13 protein-coding genes are annotated in these 21,079 nt (G+C 63.6%); 3 read left to right on the plus strand and 10 right to left on the minus strand.

Going from position 1 to position 21,079, the window contains the following annotated elements:
* The first annotated feature begins 332 nt into the window (after nt 1–332).
* On the plus strand, nt 333–1,325 hold the full coding sequence (locus V6765_RS23945; protein WP_448433112.1) for a P1 family peptidase: 993 nt from the start codon (nt 333–335) through the stop codon (nt 1,323–1,325).
* 8 nt (nt 1,326–1,333) lie between these two features.
* On the opposite strand, the gene V6765_RS23950 is transcribed toward V6765_RS23945, so the two are convergent.
* The 5 genes from V6765_RS23950 to V6765_RS23970 form a co-directional block, all read right to left on the minus strand.
* Nucleotides 1,334–2,731 (minus strand): efflux transporter outer membrane subunit, encoded by a 1,398-nt coding sequence (locus V6765_RS23950; protein ID WP_448433113.1) that lies wholly within the window; start codon nt 2,729–2,731, stop codon nt 1,334–1,336.
* A 97-nt stretch (nt 2,732–2,828) separates the two neighbouring features.
* Nucleotides 2,829–5,963: an efflux RND transporter permease subunit gene (locus tag V6765_RS23955; RefSeq protein ID WP_448433114.1), complete on the minus strand. Its 3,135-nt coding sequence runs from the start codon at nt 5,961–5,963 to the stop codon at nt 2,829–2,831.
* 48 nt (nt 5,964–6,011) lie between these two features.
* Entirely contained in the window at nt 6,012–7,247 is a 1,236-nt protein-coding gene (locus V6765_RS23960; RefSeq protein ID WP_448433115.1) for an efflux RND transporter periplasmic adaptor subunit, read from the minus strand.
* A gap of 145 nt (nt 7,248–7,392) precedes the next feature.
* Nucleotides 7,393–7,995, minus strand: a complete 603-nt coding sequence (locus tag V6765_RS23965) for a TetR/AcrR family transcriptional regulator (RefSeq protein WP_448433116.1) — start codon at nt 7,993–7,995, stop codon at nt 7,393–7,395.
* Nucleotides 7,995–8,954 (minus strand): phosphoribosylaminoimidazolesuccinocarboxamide synthase, encoded by a 960-nt coding sequence (locus tag V6765_RS23970; RefSeq protein ID WP_448433117.1) that lies wholly within the window; start codon nt 8,952–8,954, stop codon nt 7,995–7,997. The genes V6765_RS23965 and V6765_RS23970 overlap by 1 nt, the downstream gene beginning before the upstream one ends.
* 130 nt (nt 8,955–9,084) lie before the next feature.
* On the opposite strand from V6765_RS23970, the gene V6765_RS23975 reads away from it, so the two are divergent.
* On the plus strand, nt 9,085–9,735 hold the full coding sequence (locus V6765_RS23975; RefSeq protein WP_448433118.1) for a LysE family translocator: 651 nt from the start codon (nt 9,085–9,087) through the stop codon (nt 9,733–9,735).
* A 51-nt stretch (nt 9,736–9,786) separates the two neighbouring features.
* Nucleotides 9,787–10,593 carry an aminoglycoside phosphotransferase family protein gene (locus tag V6765_RS23980; RefSeq protein ID WP_448433119.1) on the plus strand — a complete coding sequence of 269 codons (807 nt, stop codon included), beginning with the start codon at nt 9,787–9,789 and terminating at the stop codon, nt 10,591–10,593.
* Between the two features lie 12 nt (nt 10,594–10,605).
* Here V6765_RS23980 and rlmN read toward each other — a convergent pair whose 3' ends face one another.
* The 5 genes from rlmN to addB form a co-directional block, all read right to left on the minus strand.
* The gene (rlmN, locus tag V6765_RS23985) at nt 10,606–11,835 is read right to left on the minus strand and encodes a 23S rRNA (adenine(2503)-C(2))-methyltransferase RlmN (protein WP_448433120.1); all 1,230 of its coding nucleotides are present in this window, start codon (nt 11,833–11,835) and stop codon (nt 10,606–10,608) included.
* Between the two features lie 192 nt (nt 11,836–12,027).
* Nucleotides 12,028–13,587, minus strand: a complete 1,560-nt coding sequence (locus V6765_RS23990; RefSeq protein WP_448433121.1) for a glucan biosynthesis protein — start codon at nt 13,585–13,587, stop codon at nt 12,028–12,030.
* A 129-nt stretch (nt 13,588–13,716) separates the two neighbouring features.
* Complete coding sequence (trxA, locus tag V6765_RS23995; protein WP_448433122.1) at nt 13,717–14,040, minus strand: thioredoxin; 324 nt, start codon at nt 14,038–14,040, stop codon at nt 13,717–13,719.
* Nucleotides 14,041–14,144: 104 nt separating this feature from the next.
* Nucleotides 14,145–17,672 (minus strand): double-strand break repair helicase AddA, encoded by a 3,528-nt coding sequence (gene addA / locus V6765_RS24000; protein ID WP_448433123.1) that lies wholly within the window; start codon nt 17,670–17,672, stop codon nt 14,145–14,147.
* The gene (addB, locus tag V6765_RS24005; RefSeq protein ID WP_448433124.1) at nt 17,662–20,832 is read right to left on the minus strand and encodes a double-strand break repair protein AddB; all 3,171 of its coding nucleotides are present in this window, start codon (nt 20,830–20,832) and stop codon (nt 17,662–17,664) included. Before addB ends, addA begins: the two co-directional genes overlap by 11 nt.
* Between the last annotated feature and the right edge of the window lie 247 nt (nt 20,833–21,079).

The following is a 21,079-nucleotide window of genomic DNA, read 5'->3' on the forward strand; positions in this document are numbered from 1 at the left end:
CCGCTCGCCACGTTTCTCTTTCTTCACATATTCAATTGTCCAAATAACCGACGGATGGAACCATCCGTCAAAATTCCGTTTCGCGTGCCAAACCTTTTGAGTTCAAACACGTCAATCAGCAGAGCTAATTGGCGAAATTAGGGTCAACAGTGTTTGTTCGCGAGAGCGACCGTCGACCCCGTCGGTGATGCGCATATAGGGTGAACCGGCCCTCGAAGTCAACAAGGTATTTTCAAAAAAGCGCATTTATTTGCGAATTTCCTGTTTCCCATTGACCGCGACAGCCCCGGAGGGCCTGTCTTCATTGGGAAACAGCACCGGAAGGCAGGTTCATGAATAATCTCATTACCGATATCGACGGCATTTCAGTCGGGCACGCGCATGATCTCGACCTCGCTTCGGGCGTCACCGCGATCATCTTCGACCGGCCTGCGGTTGCCTCCGGCCTCGCGCTCGGCGGCGCGCCGGGAAGCCGGGACCAGCTTCTGCTCGATCCGGCCCGCACGGTCGAGACGGTGGATGCCTTCGTGCTGTCCGGCGGCTCGGCCTTCGGACTTGATGCGGCCGGCGGCGTGCAGTCCGGCCTTCGCGCCGACGGGCGCGGACTTGCGATCGGCCCGGCGCTGATCCCGATCGTGCCCGGCGCCATCCTGATGGACCTTCTCAATGGCGGCAACAAGGACTGGGGGCTGCATGCGCCCTACCGCGATCTCGGCTATCAGGCCTATCGCAACGCCCAGAAGGGACCGTTCGCGCTCGGCACGGTCGGCGCCGGAACCGGCGCCACGACGGTCAATCTCAAGGGCGGACTTGGTTCCGCGAGCGCGGTCAGCGCTGCGGGCTTCACGGTGGCGGCGCTGGTGGCCGTCAATGCCATGGGCAGCGTGACCATGGGGGACAGCCCCTTTTTCTGGGCAGGCAGCCTCGAGCGCGACGGCGAGTTTGGCGGCCGCGGCCTGCCCGCGACCATGCCGGCGGATGCCCATCATCTCGCCATCAAGGGCGGGCCGACCACCGCAACGACGATCGGCGTGGTGGCCACCAACGCGCGGCTTTCAAAACAGCAATGCCATCGTCTGGCCGTGATGGCCCATGACGGCCTCGCCCGCGCGATCCAGCCGGCGCATCTTCCCTTCGATGGCGACACGGTGTTGTCGGCGGCGACCGGCGAAAAGCAGGCTTCTGATGACTTTGCCTTTGCCGAGATCTGCATGCTGGCGGCGAGCACGATGGCGCGGGCGATCGCGCGCGGGGTCTATGAAGCAGAAACGCTCCCGCAGAGGGGAGCGCTTGCAAGCTGGACGGAAAAATTCGAGCGGCGCTGACGCCGCTTTTACTGGGCGGCGTAACCGCCGCCGATCGCCACGTTGAGCGCAACGAAATCGCTGGCCTGCTGGGCGATCGCATTGGCGAGATTGGCTTCCGCATCGGAGACCGCGCGCTGTGCATCGAGCACATCCAGCAGCGAGATCGCGCCATCCTTGTAGCTCGAGGTCGAAAGCGACAGGGCGTCGCGATAGGAGGCGACGGTCGCCCGCAGCGATGCCACGGTACGGCCATCGCGGGTAACCTGCGCCAGCGCCGATTCGACTTCCTGAACCGCGTTGAGCACGGTCTGCTTCCAGGCGAGATAGGCCTCGCGCGCCTGGGATTCGGATTTTGTCACATTGGCCCGGAGCGCGCCGCCATCAAAGATCGGCAGGTTGAGCGTCGGACCGAAAGACCAGGACGACACGCCGGCATTGCCAAGCGAGCTTCCCGAAACGCTGGCCTGGATGGTGCCGCCAAGGGAAATCGACGGATAGAGCTGGGCCTCTGCGACGCCGATATTGGCGGTCGCGGCGGCCAGATTGCGTTCCGCGCCGCGGATATCGGGCCGGTTCCGGATCAGGTCGGCGGGAACGCCGGACGCAAGGCGCGCCTTGGCCACCGGGATCGGCTTCACCTTATTCATCTGGTCGATCAGCGTTGCGGCCGGAAGCCCCATCAGCGTCGACAGCGCATAGACCTGCTTGCGGTAATCGGCTTCAAGCTGCGGGATCGTGGAAAGCTGAGCGTTCACCAGGCCTTCCGACTGGACCACGTCGAGCCGAGAGGCAGCGCCGGCCTCGAGCTGGAATTGGGTAAGCCGCAGCGTCTCGCGTCGGCTGTTTAGGTTGGAGCGCGCGATCGCCAGACGCTCCTGATAGAGCCGGGCGGCGATGTAGGAGTCGATCAGCTGGGAGATCAGGGTGAGCTTGGCGACATCCGCGCTGGCATAGGCGGCATCGAGCTGGTCGAGCGCGGCCTCGCCGGAGCGGGCGTAAAGACCGAAAAGATCAAGCACCCAGGACACGGGCACCGATCCGCCGAAGGTGTTGGTGATCTTGCGCGACTGAGGGGAGGCGCCGTCGCCGCCGGAAGCCCCGACCGTATCCGAACCGTTGAGGTTGACCTGGGGATAGGCCCCCGCCGTCGCGGACACGACATTGGTCTCGGCCTGCACGATCCTCTCGAGCGCCTGCAGCACCGAAAGGTTCTGCACCATGCCCTGCTGGACATAGCTGGTCAGAAGCGGATCGTTGAATGCGCTCCACCAGGCGACATCGGTCACGTCGCCGACCGGCTGGCTGCTGCCTTCGCTGAACTTGTCCGGCAGCGCCGCTGTCGGCGCCACGTAATCCGGCCCGACGACACAGCCGGACAGGAAAACCATGAGCAGCGGAACGGATGCAATACGGCGCAACAACATCTGAAAATATCCTGTCAGTTCTGCCGATCCGCGACGCGGACCAACGGCCTATTAGTAAGCGCCGGGCCGCGCCCGGCGCAATATGGTTAACCCGGTTTTAAACCGCCTGTTGCTCTTCTGCCGCTTTCTCGTCCTTCTTGCCTATGCCCATGATGCGGCATACGGCGACGAAGAACGAGGGAACGAAGAAGATGCCAAGGGTGGTTGCCGCCAGCATGCCGCCGAACACGGCCGTGCCGATGGCATTCTGCGCGGCCGAACCGGCGCCCGTCGCCAGCACCAGCGGCGTGACGCCGAGGATGAAGGCGAGCGAGGTCATGATGATCGGCCTCAACCGCATGCGGGCGGCGTGAAGGGTGGCGTCGTAGAGCGAATCGCCCTTCTCGCTCTGCTCGCGCGCGAATTCCACGATCAGAATGGCGTTCTTCGCGGCCAGGCCCATTGTGGTGAGCATGCCGACCTTGAAGTAGATGTCATTCTCCATGCCCCGCAGGTTCGCCGCCAGAACCGCGCCGAGAATGCCGACCGGAACCGCCAGGATCACCGCGAACGGAATGCTCCAGCTTTCATAAAGCGCGGCAAGGCAGAGGAACACGAACAGCACCGAGATCATATAGAGATACGTCACCTCATTGCCGGAGATCACCTGCTGCAGAGACATATCCGTCCACGCCACGGTGAAGCCGCCGGGGGTCTGTTCCACCATGTCGACAAGCTGGTCCATGGCCTGGCCGGAGGCAAAGCCCGGCAGGGTCGAACCCTGGATATCCACGGCGGAGTTGCCGTTGTAGTGCGCCAGCGACGGCGCGCCGGTAGTCCATTCGATATCGGTGAAGGCGGAGAACGGCACCATGTCGCCGCTGAGATTGCGGGCATACCAGCGATAGATGTCCTCCGGCTGCATGCGGTAGGGCGTATCGCCCTGCACGTAGACCTTCTTCACCTTGTCGTCGAGCGTGAAGTTGTTGATGTTCGAGCCGGCATAGATGGTCGCCAGCATTCCTGTCGCTTCGGCGATGCTGACGCCATAGGCGCCGGCTTTCTGATCATCGATCGCAAGCTTGAGCTGGGTTTCATCCGGCTGGGTGTCGGTGCGAACCTGCGCGGCGATGCCGCCCTGATTCATCTGCCGGATGATCCGGTTGGTAACCGCAAGCGTCGCCTCCTGGCCCTGATTGCCGCTGTCGACGACATAGCCGGTCCAGCCGGTGGACTGGCCAAGCCCCGGAATTGACGGCGGCTGCACCACATAGACCTGCGCATCACGCACATTCATGTAGAAATAGCCGTTGGCGCGCTGCGCCACCGCCGCGGCGGTCAGGCTCTTGTCCGTTCTGTCGTCGAACGGCTTCAGCTCGATGAACGCCATGGCGTAGTTCTGGCCCTGACCGGCGAAGGAGAAGCCCAGAACCGTGAACACGGCCTGCACAGCGTCCTTTTCCTGGTTGCGGAAATAGGCGCCCACCTGCTCCGTGACGGCGCCGGTTCGCTCCGTTGTCGCTCCCGTCGGGAGGTTGACGATCACGAACAGCGAGCCCTGGTCCTCGTCCGGGAGGAAGGATTCGGGAAGCTGGGTGAAATAATGGTAGACCCCGAAAAGCAGGACGGCGAAAACCGCGAAAACCGGGATCAGCCACCGGAGCATGAGCGCGACGCCGTGGATATAGCCATTGGTGACGCGTTCGAAGCCGCGGTTGAAATAACCCGAAAGGCCGCGATCCTTCTTGGTCGGATCGACGGGCTTGAGCAAGGTCGCGCACAGCGCCGGGGTGAAGATCATCGCCACCAGAACCGACAGGATCATCGCGGCCACGATTGTGATCGAGAACTGACGGTAGATGATGCCGGTGGAGCCGCCGATGAACGCCATCGGAATGAACACCGCCGTCAGCACCATCACGATACCGACCAGCGCGCCCTGGATCTCGCCCATGGACTTCTGCGTCGCCTCCTTCGGCGGCAGACCGTCCTCGTGCATGATTCGCTCGACGTTCTCGACCACGACAATCGCGTCGTCCACCAATAGGCCGATCGCCAGCACCATGGCGAACATGGTCAGCGTGTTGATCGAGAAGCCGGCAAAGGCAAGCACGCCGAAGGCGCCCAGCAGCACGACGGGCACGACGAGCGTGGCGATGAGCGTCGCGCGCAGGTTCTGCAGGAACACCAGCAGGACCACGAACACCAGCACGATCGCCTCGAACAGGGTGTGAACCACCTGCTCGATCGACAGTTCGACGAAGGGCGTGGTGTCATAGGGGTAGATCACATCGACGCCCTGCGGCAGCGACGGCTTGATCGAGTCCATGAAATCGGTCACCGCTTTCGAGGTGTCGATCGCATTGGCGCCATTGGCGAGCTCGACGGCGAAGCCGGCAGCCGGCAGGCCGTTATAATAGGTGTAGAACTGGTAGTATTGCTGGCCGAGCTCCACCCTGCCGACATCCGAGAGCGTGACTGTCGCGCCGTTCTCCGTCGATTTCAGGATGATGTTCTCGAACTCCGTCACGTTTTCGAGCTGCGTGGCGGAAACCGCGGTAATACTGAGCTGCTGGCCCTCGACGGAGGGATTGCCTCCGACATCGCCAACAGCAACCTGCTGGTTCTGCGCCTGGATGGCGTTGGAAACGTCGGCAACCGTCAGATTGTACTGGTTGAGCTTGTAGGGATCGAGCCAGACGCGCATCGCATAGGGCGTGTAGAAACCCTGGACGCTGCCGACGCCTTCAAGGCGCGCGATGCTGTCATTGATCGAGCTGTCGATGATATTGCCGAGGTCGGCGGCGGAATACTGGCCGCTGCTGTCGGTCAGCGCGACAACCATCAGGAAGCTGGAGGACGAGCGGCTGACGGTGATGCCGAGATTGCGCACCACGTCGGGAAGCTGGGGCTGCACGAGCTGCAGCTTATTCTGCACTTCGACCTGGGCGATTTCCGGATCGATGCCGGGGCCGAAGATCACCGAGATCTGCGACAGGCCGGGCGACGACGTCGAAGTGAGATAGAGCATATCATCGAAGCCGGTCAGACCGTCTTCGATAACATTGGTCACCGTTGTTTCGACCGTTCTCGCACTCGCGCCCGGATAGCTGGCGGAGAGCGAAATCGTCGTCGGCGCGATCTGCGGATATTGCGAAATCGGAAGCTGGGATATGCCAAGCCCGCCGATGAGCATGATCACAATGGCGATCACCCAGGCGAAAACGGGTCTGTTGATAAAGAAATTAGCCATTAATCATACCTCGAGCGCTTGGTTCCGGTGCCTGCACAAGCCTTGCGCTCAGCCATTTCCGCCTGTTGATCCTGCAGCGCTTGATGAACCACCGCTCGAAGAACCGCCGGAAGAACCCGACGTGTCATCGACAACGACGCCCTTGTCATTGATCTTCGCCGGCACCGGCGTGACGTCGGTCACACCGCCAACGAGCGACTGGAAGCCGTCGACGATCAGACGGTCGCCGTCCGAGACGTTCTTCTGCACCAGCCAGGAATTGTTGGAGACCATTACATTGTCGAAGACCCTGGTCTCGACCTTGTTGTCGGAGGTCACGAACATCGCCGAAACCTTGCCGCCGGCCTCGATCTGGGCGGCGAGCTGCGGGATGAGATAGCCCTGTTCTTCAGCAACCGTCAGCGTTGCGCGCACGAACATGCCGGGAAGCAGAACATGATCCGGATTATCGAAGATGGCGCGCAGGTTCACCGTGCCGGTCGACTGGTCGACCGTGCGGGCCGAAACATCGAGATTGCCGGTCACGTCATAGGTGCTGCCGTCGTCGAGCTGAACATTCACCTTGACCTTGGACAGATCGCTTTCGGATTTGAAATCGGCATATTTGCCGGTGGCCGACAGAACCTGTCCGGCTGATTCGTACATGTCGACATAGATCGGGTCGAGCTGGTTGAGATCGACCAGCGGGGTCGAGGACGTCGGCGAGGCGAGGTTGCCGACCGAAACGTTCGACACGCCGAGAACGCCGCCGAACGGCGCGGTAATCTTTGTGTGATCGAGGTTGATCTGCGCCGATTTCACTGCCGCTTCGGCCGCGCTGACATCCGCGAGTGCGGTATCATAGCGGGTCTTGGCGTCGGTTACCTGGATCTCGGTGGCGCCGGTGTTCACGATCCGCTGATAGCGCTCATAGTTTTCCTTGGCGCCCGGGACAGCGGCCTTGGCCTTGTCGAGACTGGCCTGCGCGGACGCAAGAGAGGCCTCGTAGGTATCGGCTTCGATCTCGTAAAGCAGGTCGCCGGCTTCCACCAGGGCACCGTCCTTGAAGGCCTTGTTGGTGATGATGCCGGTCACCTGCGGGCGGATCTCGGCATACTGATAGGCAACCGCACGCGCCGGCAGGGTCGTGGTCAGCGGCACCGTCTGTTCGTTCAGCGTGATAACGCCAACCTTCGGCGGCGGAGGCTGCTGACCGGCCTGTTGGTTCTTGCCATCATCACTGCAAGCGCCGAGCGCGAATGCGAGAACGGTAAAGGCAGCGATCGGAAGCTTGCGCGACAGCATGGGCACCTATCCAGAATAGAAAATGAACAATGGTCGTTTTCTTAACACAGTCTAAACGTGGCAGGAAACAACATATCTGCCACACACAAGAGCGGAATGAGGCAGACTGCCCCTTAATTGCCTTAGTGACGTATCTCAGAAATCATCACTTTGCAACTCGGTATTTCAACCCGCTGTCGATCAGCTCGATGATCAGCGCCGTCTTGTCCGAAAGCGCGGGCGGATCAACGCAATGCAACATCTTCGGGTGCAGCACGCTTGCCAGCATGTCGACGATAACCTCGGCATCGCGCGCCGGGTCGCCCGGGCGGTAAATGCCGGCCTCCATGGCTTCGGCGATCAGGGCGCAGAGTTTGTCCTCCACGAGCCGGCGATAGATTCTCCCGCCCTTGGCGGGATCTTCCAGCACCAGCGGGATCATTTCGAAAAGGTACTGATTCTCCAGCTTGTCGCTGACATGCTCGCGCGCGAGCCGCGAAAGAAAAAGCCTCAGCTTCTCGTCCGGCGCTCCCGATGAATCTTCGATGCTGCAACGCTCCGCCAGCCTGCGGCCGTGGCGATAGGCGATTGCCCGGCCAAGCGTCAGCTTGCTCTTGAAGTGCTTGAACACATTGGCCGGCGACATGTTCAGCTCGGCGGCGATATCGGCGATCGACACGGCGGCAAAACCGCGCGCGCGGAACAGACGCTCGGCGGTCGCGAGGATCGCCTCTCTCGTCTCCGCGCCCGTTCGCCGAGGTCTGCGCATCAGCCCCAGTCCCCGTCGGGATAATAGGCCTTGAGGTTCGCCCTCACCCGCGCCTTGACGCTCTCGCCGCTGTCATCCGGAAGAAACTGTTCGCCCGTGATCATCTCGAACGCCTGGCCATAGACCTTGGACGCCGCAAGCACGACATCGACGGGGATTTCCGGGATCGGGTCCTTATAGGGGTCGCACCGCGCCACCACCCAGGAACGAATAAAATCCTTGTCGAAGCTTTCCGGCCGTTCGCCCGCCGCAAACCGGCTGTCATAGCTTTCCGCCATCCAGTAGCGGCTCGAATCCGGCGTATGGATCTCGTCGGCCAGCAGGATATTGCCGTCGGCATCTTTGCCGAACTCGTATTTGGTGTCGGCAAGGATCAACCCCCGCTTCGCCGCGATCTCCTGGCCGCGCGCAAAAAGCTTCAGCGCCGTCGACGAGACCTCGTCCCACTCGGCCTGCGTCAGAAGTCCCTTTTCAACGATCTCGGCCGCCGTCAGCGGCTCGTCATGACCGCCGTCGAAGGCCTTGCTGGTCGGGGTAATGATCGGTTCCGGCAGCGCCTCGTTGTCGCGCATGCCATCGGGGAAGGTAATGCCGTAGATCGTCCGCTCGCCGCGCTTGTAGCGGGTCAGGATCGAGGTATCGGTGGTGCCGGCGAGATAGCCGCGCACGATGATTTCCACCGGCAGGATGTCGAGACGTTTCCCGACCACGACGTTCGGGTCGGGATAGGCGACCACGTGGTTGGCGGCAATATCGGCGGTTTCCTCGAACCAGAACCGGGCGATCTGCGTCAGGATCGCGCCCTTGTGCGGTATCGAAGCCAGCACCCGGTCGAACGCGCTGATGCGGTCGGTGGTGATGATGATCCGACGGCCATCCGGCAGATCGTAGTTTTCCCTGACCTTGCCGCGATAATAGTTCGGCAGTTCCGGAAAAAAGGCTTCGTCGAGAACGCGCAAGGATAATCCCTTCCCTGTTTCGGCCCTGCCGCAAAGTGTGGAATCTTGCAAAGCCTCACCGCCCTCATTACAGATTGTTAACCTCGTCGGCAATCACAATGAGGGCTTGGCGCCCTTGCACCGGTGTCCCATGGATTTCATTCCGTCGCTTCCCGTTCTCCTCGCCTTTTCCGCCGCAACCCTGCTTCTGGCGCTGACCCCCGGTCCCGACATGACGCTGTCGATCAGCAAGGCGCTGAGAGAGGGTCGGGCCGCGGGCCTTGCCGTTCTGATCGGCACCAATCTCGGCATCTGCGTCCACACGATCCTGGTCGCCTTCGGGGTCTCCGCCCTGATCATCGCCTCGCCCACCGCCTTCTTCATCCTGAAGAGCGGGGGTGCTGCCTATCTGCTCTGGATCGCGGTGATGGCGATCCGCAAGGGCAATAATTTCGTGCTGGAGGCCGAGGCAAGGCCGGAGCGCAAGCACGGCTCGCTGAAGGCGGCGATGGCGAACGGCTTCTGGGTCAATCTGCTGAACCCGAAGGTCATCATCTTCTTCATGACCTTCCTGCCGCAATTCGTGACGCCGAACGATCCGAACGTCACCGGCAAGCTGCTCTTCCTCGGCTTCACCTTCATCTCCGTCGCCATCCTGCCGACGATCGCGATCGTCATCGCCGCCCACCGGCTTTCCGGCTGGCTGAAAACCCACAAACGGGTGCTGCGCGCCATCGACTACTTGTTCGCAGGCGTGTTCTCGCTGTTTGCTGTGAAGATTTTGCTCACGCAGGCGCGGTAGCAATTGGGCACGCAAGCTTGATTTCTGGTTTCTTGGTGCCAGACTGTTGAAATGCCGAAAGACCACGCGCACACAGAAGAAGTGACGCTGAAAGGCGGACGATCCGTTGTTTCAACGCTTGATAACGTCGTATTTCGACAGTCACAGCCATGGTCGACGACGACGATCGCGCTTTTGCGACACTTGGAGCGGGTAGGCTTTCAACATGCGCCGCGCGTTGTCGGCGTTGGCATTGATGAGCGCGGACGCGAGATGCTCACCTTCATCGAAGGCGAGAGCGTTCACCCTTACCCTTGGAAAGACGAGGCACTTCCACTGATTGGAGAAATGCTCCGCAAGCTGCATGAGGCCACGACATCGTTCGTGCCGCCCGACAATACACATTGGCGCCCCTGGTTCGGAAGGACAATAGGCCGTGCAGGCGTTATAGGACATTGCGACACCGGTGCCTGGAATATCATCGCCCGCGACAAACTGCCTGTCGCCCTGATCGACTGGGAAGAAGCCGGCCCCGTCGACCCGTTGGTAGAGCTGGCGCAAGCCTGCTGGCTGAACGCTCTTCTTTTCGATGACGATCTTGGCGATGCATTGAATCTCGGCTCTGTGGAGGCAAGAGCCCGACAGGTGAGCCTGCTACTCGACGGATATGGGCTGCCGACGTCAGACCGGGTCGGTTTCATCGGTCTGATGCGCGATTTCGCCATCCAAAGCGCTGCAAACGAAGCGAGCGAGGCAGGCGTAACACCCGACACAACCGACGCGTCCGCTCTTTGGGGCATCACCTGGCGGGCGCGCAGCGCCGCCTGGCTTGTCCGGCATCATGACCAGTTGCGAGACGTTGTCGAAGCCGGTGCGTGAAAGACCGCACAATTACTCCCCGTGATTGGCGATCATCATCGCCTCATAGGCGAGCCGCTCGGTCTTGCGCATACGCTCGGATTCGGATTTGAGCTGGCCGCAGGCCGCCAGAATGTCGCGGCCGCGGGGGGTACGGATCGGGGAGGCATAGCCGGCCTGGTTGATGAAATCGGCGAAGCGCTCGATCGTCTCCCAATCGGAACACTGGTAGTTCGAGCCCGGCCACGGGTTGAACGGGATCAGGTTGATCTTGGCCGGCACGCCCTTCAGCAGCTTCACCAGATCGCGGGCGTCCTCAAGGCTGTCATTGACGTCCTTCAGCATCACATATTCAAACGTGATGCGCTTGGCGTTGGACAGGCCCGGATAATCGCGGCAGGCCTTGATCAGCTCTTCCAGCGGATATTTCTTGTTGATCGGCACCAGAATGTCGCGCAGATCGTCGCGCACCGCATGCAGCGAAATCGCCAGCATGCAGCCGATCTCGTCGCCGGTGCGGTAGATTTCCGGCACCACGCCGGAGGTCGAGAGCGTGATCCGCCGCTTCGACAGCGACAGACCATCCTCGGCAGACGCGATCAGCAGCGCCTTCTTGACCGCTTCGAAATTATAGAGCGGCTCGCCCATGCCCATCATCACGATATTGGTGACCTTGCGGTCCGATTCCGGGATAAAGGCGCCGTTCGGGGCGTCGCGGTTCGGAAAATCGCCAAGCGCATCGCGGGCGACGAGCAGCTGGCCAAGGATTTCCTCGGGCCGCAGATTGCGCACCAGACGCTGGGTGCCGGTGTGACAGAAGGAACAGGTCAGCGTGCAGCCGACCTGGCTGGAGATGCAGAGCGTGCCGCGATCTTCTTCCGGAATATAGACGGTTTCGATCTCCACCGGCTTGCCCGCCCCGTGCGAGGGAAAGCGGATCAGCCATTTGCGGGTGCCGTCGGTCGAAATCTGCTCGGTGACGATTTCCGGCCGGGCGATATCGAAGGCTTCCGCCAGCTTCAGCCGCAGATCCTTGGCGACATTGGTCATCTCGGCAAAATCCGAGACGCCGCGCACATAGAGCCAGTTCCATATCTGGCTGACGCGCATCTTGATCTGCTTGTCGGCAACCCCGACCGAGGAAAGCGCCTCGGCAAGCTCCGGCTTGGAAAGACCAATTAGCGTGGACTTGCCCTGCGCGGGAGCGGCGGCGGGGCGCGGCCGGGCGCGCTGAGCTTCGAGGTCGATTTCGGCTACGGACATGGTCTCTCCGGCAACGCGGCCGTTCGCCGCCGGCCATTCAGGCGGCAGGGCGAACCCGCTGATACGCTATGAAAAATCATCGGGCGCTATCATAGAGGCCGCCCGTTTGCGCGAGCCTATAGCACTAAATTGCCGCCGCGTCATCCCTTGCCGGGGCATCGGCCTTCGCGCCGCGCCCCGGCAAAGACAAGTTTACTCGAACTGGCCGGCGTGAAACTGGCCGAGCCAGGTTTCCGTCAGCGGCGCGCCATCCTTCGAAAGATAGGCGCGGACATCGACGGTATCGGCGCCTTCCTCGAACTTCAGGTCATAGGTCAGCCGCCAGTCATCGGTGCCGACGATCGGCATCGCGAAGGCATCGAGCAGCTCCGCGCCGGGGCCCACCGAGACCTGCGGCTCGACGCCATCTTCCATCGTCAGGCCAGAGACGGCATCGCCCGCAAACTCGACCACGACCTTGATCTGGTCGTCCGGTCGCGGCTGGCCGGGTACGCCGCCGCGGCCGATCCGGCTCGCCTCGGTCTCGGCCAGCGCATCGTTTTCAGGCCCACGCTTGGCCCAGGTCAGCGTATAGGCGAAATCGCGTTCGTCGCCGGCCTCCGGCAGGTCCTCGGGCAGCCAGTAGGCGACGATATTGTCGTAGATTTCGTCATCCGACGGCAGCTCCACGAGCTGCACCATGCCCTTGCCCCAGTCGCCCTCGGGCGTGATCCAGGCGGAAGCACGGCGGTTGTAGAACACGCCGTCATCGAGATAGTGGTCAAAATCGCGGTCGCGCTGGATCAGGCCAAAGCCTTGCGGATTGTCATCGTAAAAGCTTGATGTCACCACCCGGTCGGGATTGTTGAGCGGTCGCCAGATCTGCTCGCCGCTGCCGGTGACGATCTCCAGCCCGTCGCTGTCATGCACTTCCGGACGCCAGTCGAAGGCCATGTTGCGGTGGGTTTCGGAATACCAGTACATCGAGGTCAGCGGCGCAATCCCGAGACGCTCCACCGCATCGCGGAAGAACAGCCGGCTCTGGATATGCAGCACCTGCCCCTCGCCATCGGTGTTTTCCGCCTCGATCCGGTAGGCCCCGGCGACGCTCTTGCTGTCCAGCAGCGCATAGATGACGATGCCCTCATCGGCATCCTCGTCTTCCTCCAGATAGAAGGCGGTGAACCGCGGAAACTCCTCCGCCGTCGACAGGCCGGTATCGACCGCCAGCGCGCGCGCCGACAAGCCGTACTGCTTGTCGGGACCATCGGTGCGGAAATAGGACGCGCCGAGGAATGAAATCCAGTCGGTCTTCATATCCGGCCGCATCACCCGGAAACCCGCCCAGCCCGCGACATCCTCGACGGCCTTGGCGGGGCTATCCTCCGGCATGTCGAAATAATCGGCGCTGTAGACCAGTTCGCGGGCCTCGCCATCCTCGACCAGATTGATCGTCACCGGTTCCTTGAAATAGCGCCCCTGATGAAAGAACTGCACCGGCGCATCGCCGACATCGACGGTGTGATCGGCGCGGAACCTGATCTTCCAGTGCGCGTCGTAATCGATCTTCTCGAACAGTTCCGGGGACTGCACCGGATAGGGCTCGAACGGCTTTTCCGAAAGCGCTTTCGCTTCTTCGGCAAGCGTTTCAAAAGAGAAAGGTTTTGCCGGGCCGAGTTCCGGCTCGAAGCCGAAAGCCGTCGCCGGCAGCAGCATCAGGGGAACAACAAACAGGCTGAGAAGAGAGGGCGAAACAGAACGCATCGTCGTCATCAAGAGGTAAACTCCGTTTTGGCCATAATTATGCTGAAGGCCAAAACGCGGCATAACCCGCCAGGTTCCGCCTCGATCAAAAAAAGCCCGCGCAATGGCGGGCTTTCTGACAATAGAATATGGCTGTTTTCAGCCTACGACGCCGGAAATCCAGCTCGAAAGCGCGGTTTTCGGCGCGGCGCCGACCTTCACGTCGGCAAGTTCGCCGCCCTTGAACATGGCGAGCATCGGGATCGAACGGACGCCGTACTGGACCGCCAGATCCGGGTTGTCATCGACATTGACCTTGGCGATCTTGACCTTGCCGTTCATTTCCTCGGCGATTTCTTCCAGGCTCGGGCCGATCATCCGGCACGGGCCGCACCATTCGGCCCAGAAATCGACCACGACGGGTTCGGCGGACTCAAGCACTTCCTGCTTGAAATTGGCTGTAGTGACCTTGACTGTCGTCATTTGAGAACTCCTTGGCGTTGCCGAAAGCGGCGTACCCTGCCCGTCTTTCGCAATTGTTGATAGGCATGTGAGCACTGTTTCACAAAAAATCAATGCCGTAACATTCACTTTTTTGAAAGTGTTGCGAGCGCCTCCGCCAATTCATTGTCACCGAGTACCCGCACTGTCGCAGCTTCAGTATAAATCAGCAGGCAGTCGACTTCGTGGTCCGGGTAGAGCGGTTTTAGAATTTCGCGATAGACCGCCATCTGAGCGACATGACTGAAGGGCGCCGCCTCACTATTGCACGGCGGGTTGCGGTTGGTCTTGAAATCGGCGAGCAGCACGCGGCCGCCATCAACCGCCAGCCGGTCGAGCCGGCCGGACACGGTATAGGCCCCGCCTGAAAGGCGCACGGTGCCTGAAATCGAGACCTCGGGGCGGGCGGACGGCGCAAACAGCGGCTGCAGCCGGGGATCGCCGATCACCGTCATCACGCTTTCCGCAATCGCGGCGCGCTCTTCCTCCGGCAGCGAGAAGGCCGCGCGGTCGAGATAGCGCCGGCAGGCGGCGGCGCGGTCATCGGTTTCAAAGCCCGGCAATATCTGCAACAGCCGGTGCACCAGCCGGCCGCGCTCCAGCGCCAGATTGACCTCCGGCCTGTCGAACAGCGGCGAGGCGGTCATCGGCGCAGGGTCCTCGACCTCCACGCCGGCGCGCGACGGGCTGAGCGGCGGCCGCGGCCGTTCGCTCTCGCGAAACGGCGTCAGCAGCGCGTCCGGCAGCGGCGGTTTCTCGGCTGCGGCCTTGCCGGCCTTGGCCGCATCGAACCGGCGCGGCGGGATTTTCTCCTCGAAGACCAGCGCCGGCCACTCCTCGCCGCCCGGACCGGCCATCGCCGTCTCGTTGACGCGGTGATCGCCTTCCAACGCCGACCAGACCATGCGGTGCCAGGTATCCGGCACTTCGGTACGACCGCGATAGCCGGCCACGATCAGGCGGTCGGCGGCGCGTGTCATGCCGACATAAAGCAGGCGGCGATATTCCTCCTTCGCCTCCGCCTCGCGCCGGGCGAGATCGGCGGCGACCATGCTGTCGGCATCGCGCGCGGCTCCATGCCAGACCGGCACATCGCCCGCCATCACCCGGAAGCCCGAAAGGTTGCGGGGCTCGAACGGCTTGCCGCCGCCATCGACAAGAAACACCACCGGCGCCTCCAGCCCCTTGGCGGCATGGGTGGTCATGATCCGCACTTCATCGCGGCCCTGATCCTGTTCGCGCTTGATCTCCAGCCCGCCGGTTTCCAGCACGTCGAGAAAACTCTGCAGGCCCGGCAGGCCGGTATCCTCATGACCCTTGGCGGCGTTGAGGAATTCGTCGAGAATATCGCCCGCCTCGCTGCCGAGCCGTGCCAGAAAGGCCCGCCTTCCACCCTCGCGCGCCAGAATCCCGGCGTAGAAGTCAAAGGCGGTGCGCCGCCGCGCGGCGTTGATGACCCGTTCCAGCGTTTCGACGGCGGCTGCCAGCGTCTCATCGCCGGCGCCCGCAAGCCTTCTCAGCGCCGACCAGACATGCTCGCCGGGCTTGCGCATCGCGGCCACGGCAAAGAGATCGTCTTCGGAAAGCGAAAGCAGCGGGCTCTTGAAGATCGCGGCCAGCGAAAGATCGTCCTCCGGCAATACGGCAAACCGGCCAAGCGCGATCAGGTCCTTGACCGCGATATGATCGGCAAGCCGCAACCGGTCGGCGCCGGCGACCGGAATGTCGTAGGGCGATTTCAGTGCCCGCGTCAGAGCATTGACGAAGGCATCGCGCTTTCTCACCAGCACCAGAACGTCGCCGGCCCGCACCGTCCGGCTGACATCGCCATCAACCAGCGTCTCGGTTCCCACCATGGCCGCGATACGGTGCGCGATCCGCCGGGCGAGGATCGCCGCCGGCGCTTCGTCGGGGGTGGCATCAAACGGCGCGGTCCAGTCATCGGTCTCGATGATTTCCGCCGGCGCGATCACATCCCACGCCTCGACGCGGCCCGGATGGCCGATGCGGTTCGAGATATGAACCGTCGCCTCGTCCTCCGCCGAAAGTCCCTTCCGGTTTTCGGGCACCGAGAAGACGAGATCGACCGCCGAAAGCACCGAAGCCGTCGAGCGGAAGGAGAGCGGCAAGCCGATCCGGGCGAAATCGGCATCGATCGCCGCCACCCGCCGCGCCGTCAGCCGGCCCTCGGCGGAGAAGCGTTCGGGCCGCGCCCCCTGGAACGAATAGATCGACTGCTTCTCGTCGCCGACGGCAAACATGGTGCGCCGCCCCGGCCGCGCGCCCGCGCCGGAGAAGAAATCCTCGCTCAGCGCCCTCACCACATCCCATTGCAGCGGGGCGGTATCCTGCGCCTCGTCCACCAGAATATGATCGATGCCCTGATCGAGCTTGTAGTGGATCCACTGGCCGGAATCGGGCCGCGTCAGCAGGCTTGCTGCATGGGCGATCAGGTCCTCGAAATCGAGCTTGCCGCGCCTGCGCTTCAGTTCCTCGTAGCGCCGGTCCAGCCGGTCGGCGAGGGTGAGCGCGGCCAGCGTCTTTTCGAAGATCCGATAGCGGGCAAGCGTATCGCACACGGCGAAAACGTGCTCGGCTGCGGCCAGCACAGCCTCAGCGATCTCGGGCGCCTTCTCGCGCAGGCTCTTGAACACCAGCGTGCGCTCCGCCTTCGGAAGGCCGGCCTTGGTCAGAAACGCCTCCTCAAGAAGGCCGAAACGGACAACCGGGTCATCCGCGCCGAAGGCTGCGGCGAGCGTTTCGGCGAGCTGCCCGGCGCGGCTGCCGCCATCGGCCCGCGCGATCGCGATCAGCGCCGAATAGTCGCCCTCGCCTAGCCCCGGCAGCGGCCACGTTTCGCCGGCAATCGTTTCGGGCGAAGTATCCGACTTGAACCCATAGGCCTCCCGCAGCGCCTCTTCGAGCCGCCCGCGTGCACCCTCCAGAAATGGCCGCACCGCATGGCGGTTGCGCACGATCTCGCCGAGGAGCTTCTCAAGCCCGCTGTCATCGGCGATATCCAGCACGGTCTGGAACGCCTTCGACAGGTCCGGGTCCTCGCGACTGGCGGTCGCCGTCAGCAGGCCGAGGCGGGCATCGGCCAGAAGGGTTGCGGCGGCGGTATCGTCCAGCACCGAGAAATGGCCGGCGACATTGGCCTCCAGCGGAAACCGGTGCAGCAGGCTTTCGCAGAAGGCGTGGATGGTCTGGATCTTCAGCCCGCCCGGCGTTTCCAGCGCATGCGCAAACAGCCGCCGCGCCATCGCGATCTTCAGCGCATCCGGCCGCGTGCCCTCGATTTCGGCGATCTCGTCGGCTAGCGCCGTTTCCGGCAGCACCGCCCATTCGGCGAGCCGCCTGAACACCCGGTTCGACATTTCGGACGCCGCCGCCTTGGTATAGGTGAGGCAGAGGATCGCCGAGGGCCGCGCGCCGGAAAGCAGCAGCCGCACCACGCGCTGGGTCAGCACATGGGTCTTGCCCGAGCCGGCATTGGCCGAGACCCAGACGGAGCGGGCCGGATCGGAGGCGAGCCGCTGGCGGCCGGTGGTCCAGGAAAGCCAGGTCGCCGCATCGGCATCATGTCCGGGCGCGGTTTCACTGTCACTCGTCATCGCCGCCCTCCCCGTCATCAGCGGTCGACCATTCGGCGACGCGGGCCAGATGGTCGTACTCGCCGGAGAAATCGCGCGCGCTCGCCGGCACCAGCCGCGAGGCGAAGGGCCGCTCGCCGGATTTCAGCGCGATCACGAAACGGGTGAATTCCCGAAGCGCATCGGCTGCCAGTTCCTCCGCGGTAATCGCCGCTTCCTTGTTCGTCTCCGCCTTCTCCAGCGCCTCGCCGATGAAGCGATGGCCGGGCCGCAGCCGCACATATTTGAGGCTCGTCGCCTCCACCGGCGCGACTTCCTTGAAGCCGCCCGCCGCAAGCGCCGCCGCCTCCAGCGGCAATTGCGGATCGAGCAGGGTGCGCGCCTGTTTCAGCGAGGGCGAAGAGCCGGTCTTGTAATCGATGATCTCGGCCCCGCCGCCGGCCAGCATATCGATCCGGTCGGCAATGCCGGTAAGCCGCACGCTCGCCAGCGGAATATCGAAACCGGCAGGCACCTCCGTCAGCGATTTTTCGATCGGGACAAGCGCCCGCCGACGGGTCTCGAAGGCCAGGAATTCGTCGGCGACCGAGCGCAGGCGCGGCACCCAGCTTACCGCGAGATGCGGCGCAAGCTCGGCCGTAAACAGCAGCTCCGCGATGATCTCGTCCATCACCGCCCGGCCCTCCTCGCTGTCCGGCGGCGCTCCTGATTTGATGAAGCGTTCGGCCAGCGCATGGTAGAGAATGCCGCGCTCCTTGACGCCCGGATCGGCGTTGAACGGCAGGAGCGGATCGAGTTTCAGCACCTTCTGGGCATAGACCGCATAGGGGTCGCGCCGCAGCCGGCCGATCTCGGAGAAGGAATAGCGCTCCGGCTGGCGCTCGGCCGGCGGATAGGGCGCGGGTCGGCCGGGGATCGGCTGGCGCGGTGCCGCATCCAGCGCCTCGGCCCAGTCGCGATAGACCGCGCCGCGGCGTTGAAGATCGGCGGCAAGCGCGGGGCCGCCAAAGGCAAGCAACCGCTGCAGCCAGCGGCTTGCCACCGTCGGCGCGGTGCCCTGCCGGAGCGCGCGCGAAATCACCAGACGCGGCGCGCCAGCGGCCATCCACAGATCATGCGCCAACTGGCCGACCCGCTTTTCCGGCGGCTCCAGCCCGATCTCGGCCTTCATGCCGCGCGACAGGAACGGGTTGTTCTTGGGCTGGGTCGGCCACACGCCCTCATTCATGCCGCCGAGCACGATCGTGTCCATGTCCTGCAGCCGCGCCTCGACCGCGCCGAAGATGAAGACGCGGGGATTGCCCATCTGGCGCGGCTTGACCGCCTCGGAGGCCGAAAGCGCCGCGACGATCTCGATCCATTGCGGCCCGTCGGCCTCGATCGGCGTGGAGGAGGCCATGATTTCGGAAAGCACGGCCGCCAATCGTTCGCCTGCCTCCCCGCTCCACAGCGCCGCCAGATCATCGCTCGCATCGCGGGCCACCGCCTCCAGCGACCTGCCGGTGCGCGCCGCCCAGTCGGCAAGCGTCAGGTTCTCGGTGATCGGCGCCCGGTCCGGCCCGCGCGGCACATGGGTCTCGATCAGCGGCGCGAGGGCCGCGTCGATGCGCCGGGCGAGATCGCGGGCGTCATCGGCTGCGGTCTTCGGCAGCGCGGAGCGCCAGCGCGGCGGGTGCCGGTCGTCCTTCTGCTTTTCTAGAGCGTCATCCAGAAATTCCTCCAGATGACCGAGCGGAACCAGCCGCGTGCCGCCCCTGAGCGCGATCAGCTCGAAGGCTGCACTTGCCCCCCGCATGGCACGGGCCGACAGGCCGAAGCGGGCCAGCGGGTGTTTCAGCAGCGCGGCGAGCGTTGCCGGGTCGCCGGGCTTCAGCGCAGCCTCCAGCATCAGCGTCAGCAGCGTGCCCTGCCCGGTCGCGGCAAGCGGCGTACCGGCCGAATCATCGGCTTCGATTGCAAACCGCCCGAGTTCGGCCGCCACCCGCCTTGCGAGATCCCGGTCGGGCGTGATCAGCGCCGCGCGCGCCGGACGGCCGTCCCCGGTTTCCTGCTCCAGCGCCAACCGCAGCGCGATGGCGACGGCCACCGCCTCCTGCCGCTCATTGGCCGCCTCGACCAGCGCGACATCGGCAAAGCCGCGCGCGAGATCATCCGGCACAATCGTCTCGCGCCATGCCTCCCAGCGATCGGTCGCCTCGGCGGGCGCGAAGGCGGCGGCCAGCACCGCGTGGCGGGCAGCCTTTACCGGCTCCGGCATCTCCAGCGTTTCGAAATCTTCGCGCGTCACGCCGAGGCGTTCGATCAGCCGCGCCATTTCATATTGCGGATGGCTGCGGATCGAGGGATCGGGCATGGCCGGGTTGAGGTCGGGGGCGGTCAGTGCCTGAAAGTCCGCACCCGGCATGGCGGTATCGAGGCTGGGCAGCACGATCACGCCGTTTTCCATCTCCGCCGCCGCCGCGATCAGGTTGGCAACTGCCGGCACCGAGCCGGTGGAGCCGGCGATGATCACCGGCGATGAAAGGGTCCGCAGCCGCTCCGCCTCGCCGGCAAGCAGGCCGTTGCGGTGGGCGACCGCAGAGGACCGGCCGAGTTCATCGAGCCGGCCCGGCCAGTAGATCGCGGCGATGCCGAGAAATTCGGCGGTCAGCTGCCACCAGACGGCGTAATTGTCCTGTTCAAGCGCCGAAAGCCGCTCCCAGTTGACCCCTTCTGTCTCCATCGCGTCGATAAGTTCGGCAAGGTCGCGGGCAAGCCAGACCGCATCCGCCGGGCTTGCCGGGGCCACAAGCGGCGAGCCGCCGTGAAGGCCGGCAAGCTCATCGGATAGCCGATTGCGCCACGGCAAGATCAGCCCGGCAAGCTCCAGCAGGCGCGGCACCGGCTCGATCGGCGGCAGCGCTTGCCCGGCTTCCGGCAGGTTTTCGCCAAGATAGCCCTCATCCTCGTCGACTTCGCCAAGCGCGCGGATTTCCGGCAGGATCGCCGCCTCGCCGCCAAGCTGGGCGGCAAAGGAGGCGCGCAGTTCGCGCACCGCGCGGCGGGTGGGTAGGAATATTTTCACATCGGCGAGCGCCAGCGGGTTTTGGGGGTCATGACGAAACCGATCCGTCAGCCGTCCCTCAAGCAGGCTGGCGGCAAGGCTGTCCAGAAACGAAACGCCCGGCGGTATCGTCCACAATCTCGCCCGCCCTTGCGCCACCTGTTCGCTCCCTGCTTCGCTATGCAGGTTTTACGAAGCATGGTGCACGGACGCAAGCGCCGTTCCCTCATCCGGCCTTCGGCCACCTTCTCCCCAAGGGGAGAAGGGGAAACCTGCAAGGCTCGGCCTTTCCGCGATATTCGATGATTTCTGGATGCTCCCCCTCGCCCCCAGGGCTATCGCATATGAGCGATTGCTGCGATGAGATAGTCGTCGTTCCAGGCGC

The organism is Martelella sp. FOR1707, assembly GCF_053484265.1.

Bases quoted from the DNA above. Each gene is read 5' to 3' on its own strand.
- V6765_RS23950 (WP_448433113.1), bottom strand. From the start codon at position 2,731: ATGTTGTTGCGCCGTATTGCATCCGTTCCGCTGCTCATGGTTTTCCTG.
- V6765_RS23955 (WP_448433114.1), bottom strand. From the start codon at position 5,963: ATGGCTAATTTCTTTATCAACAGACCCGTTTTCGCCTGGGTGATCGCC.
- trxA (WP_448433122.1), bottom strand. From the start codon at position 14,040: ATGACGACAGTCAAGGTCACTACAGCCAATTTCAAGCAGGAAGTGCTT.
- V6765_RS23965 (WP_448433116.1), bottom strand. From the start codon at position 7,995: ATGCGCAGACCTCGGCGAACGGGCGCGGAGACGAGAGAGGCGATCCTC.
- addA (WP_448433123.1), bottom strand. From the start codon at position 17,672: ATGACGAGTGACAGTGAAACCGCGCCCGGACATGATGCCGATGCGGCG.
- rlmN (WP_448433120.1), bottom strand. From the start codon at position 11,835: ATGTCCGTAGCCGAAATCGACCTCGAAGCTCAGCGCGCCCGGCCGCGC.
- V6765_RS23975 (WP_448433118.1), top strand. From the start codon at position 9,085: ATGGATTTCATTCCGTCGCTTCCCGTTCTCCTCGCCTTTTCCGCCGCA.
- V6765_RS23960 (WP_448433115.1), bottom strand. From the start codon at position 7,247: ATGCTGTCGCGCAAGCTTCCGATCGCTGCCTTTACCGTTCTCGCATTC.
- V6765_RS23990 (WP_448433121.1), bottom strand. From the start codon at position 13,587: ATGACGACGATGCGTTCTGTTTCGCCCTCTCTTCTCAGCCTGTTTGTT.
- V6765_RS23980 (WP_448433119.1), top strand. From the start codon at position 9,787: ATGCCGAAAGACCACGCGCACACAGAAGAAGTGACGCTGAAAGGCGGA.
- V6765_RS23945 (WP_448433112.1), top strand. From the start codon at position 333: ATGAATAATCTCATTACCGATATCGACGGCATTTCAGTCGGGCACGCG.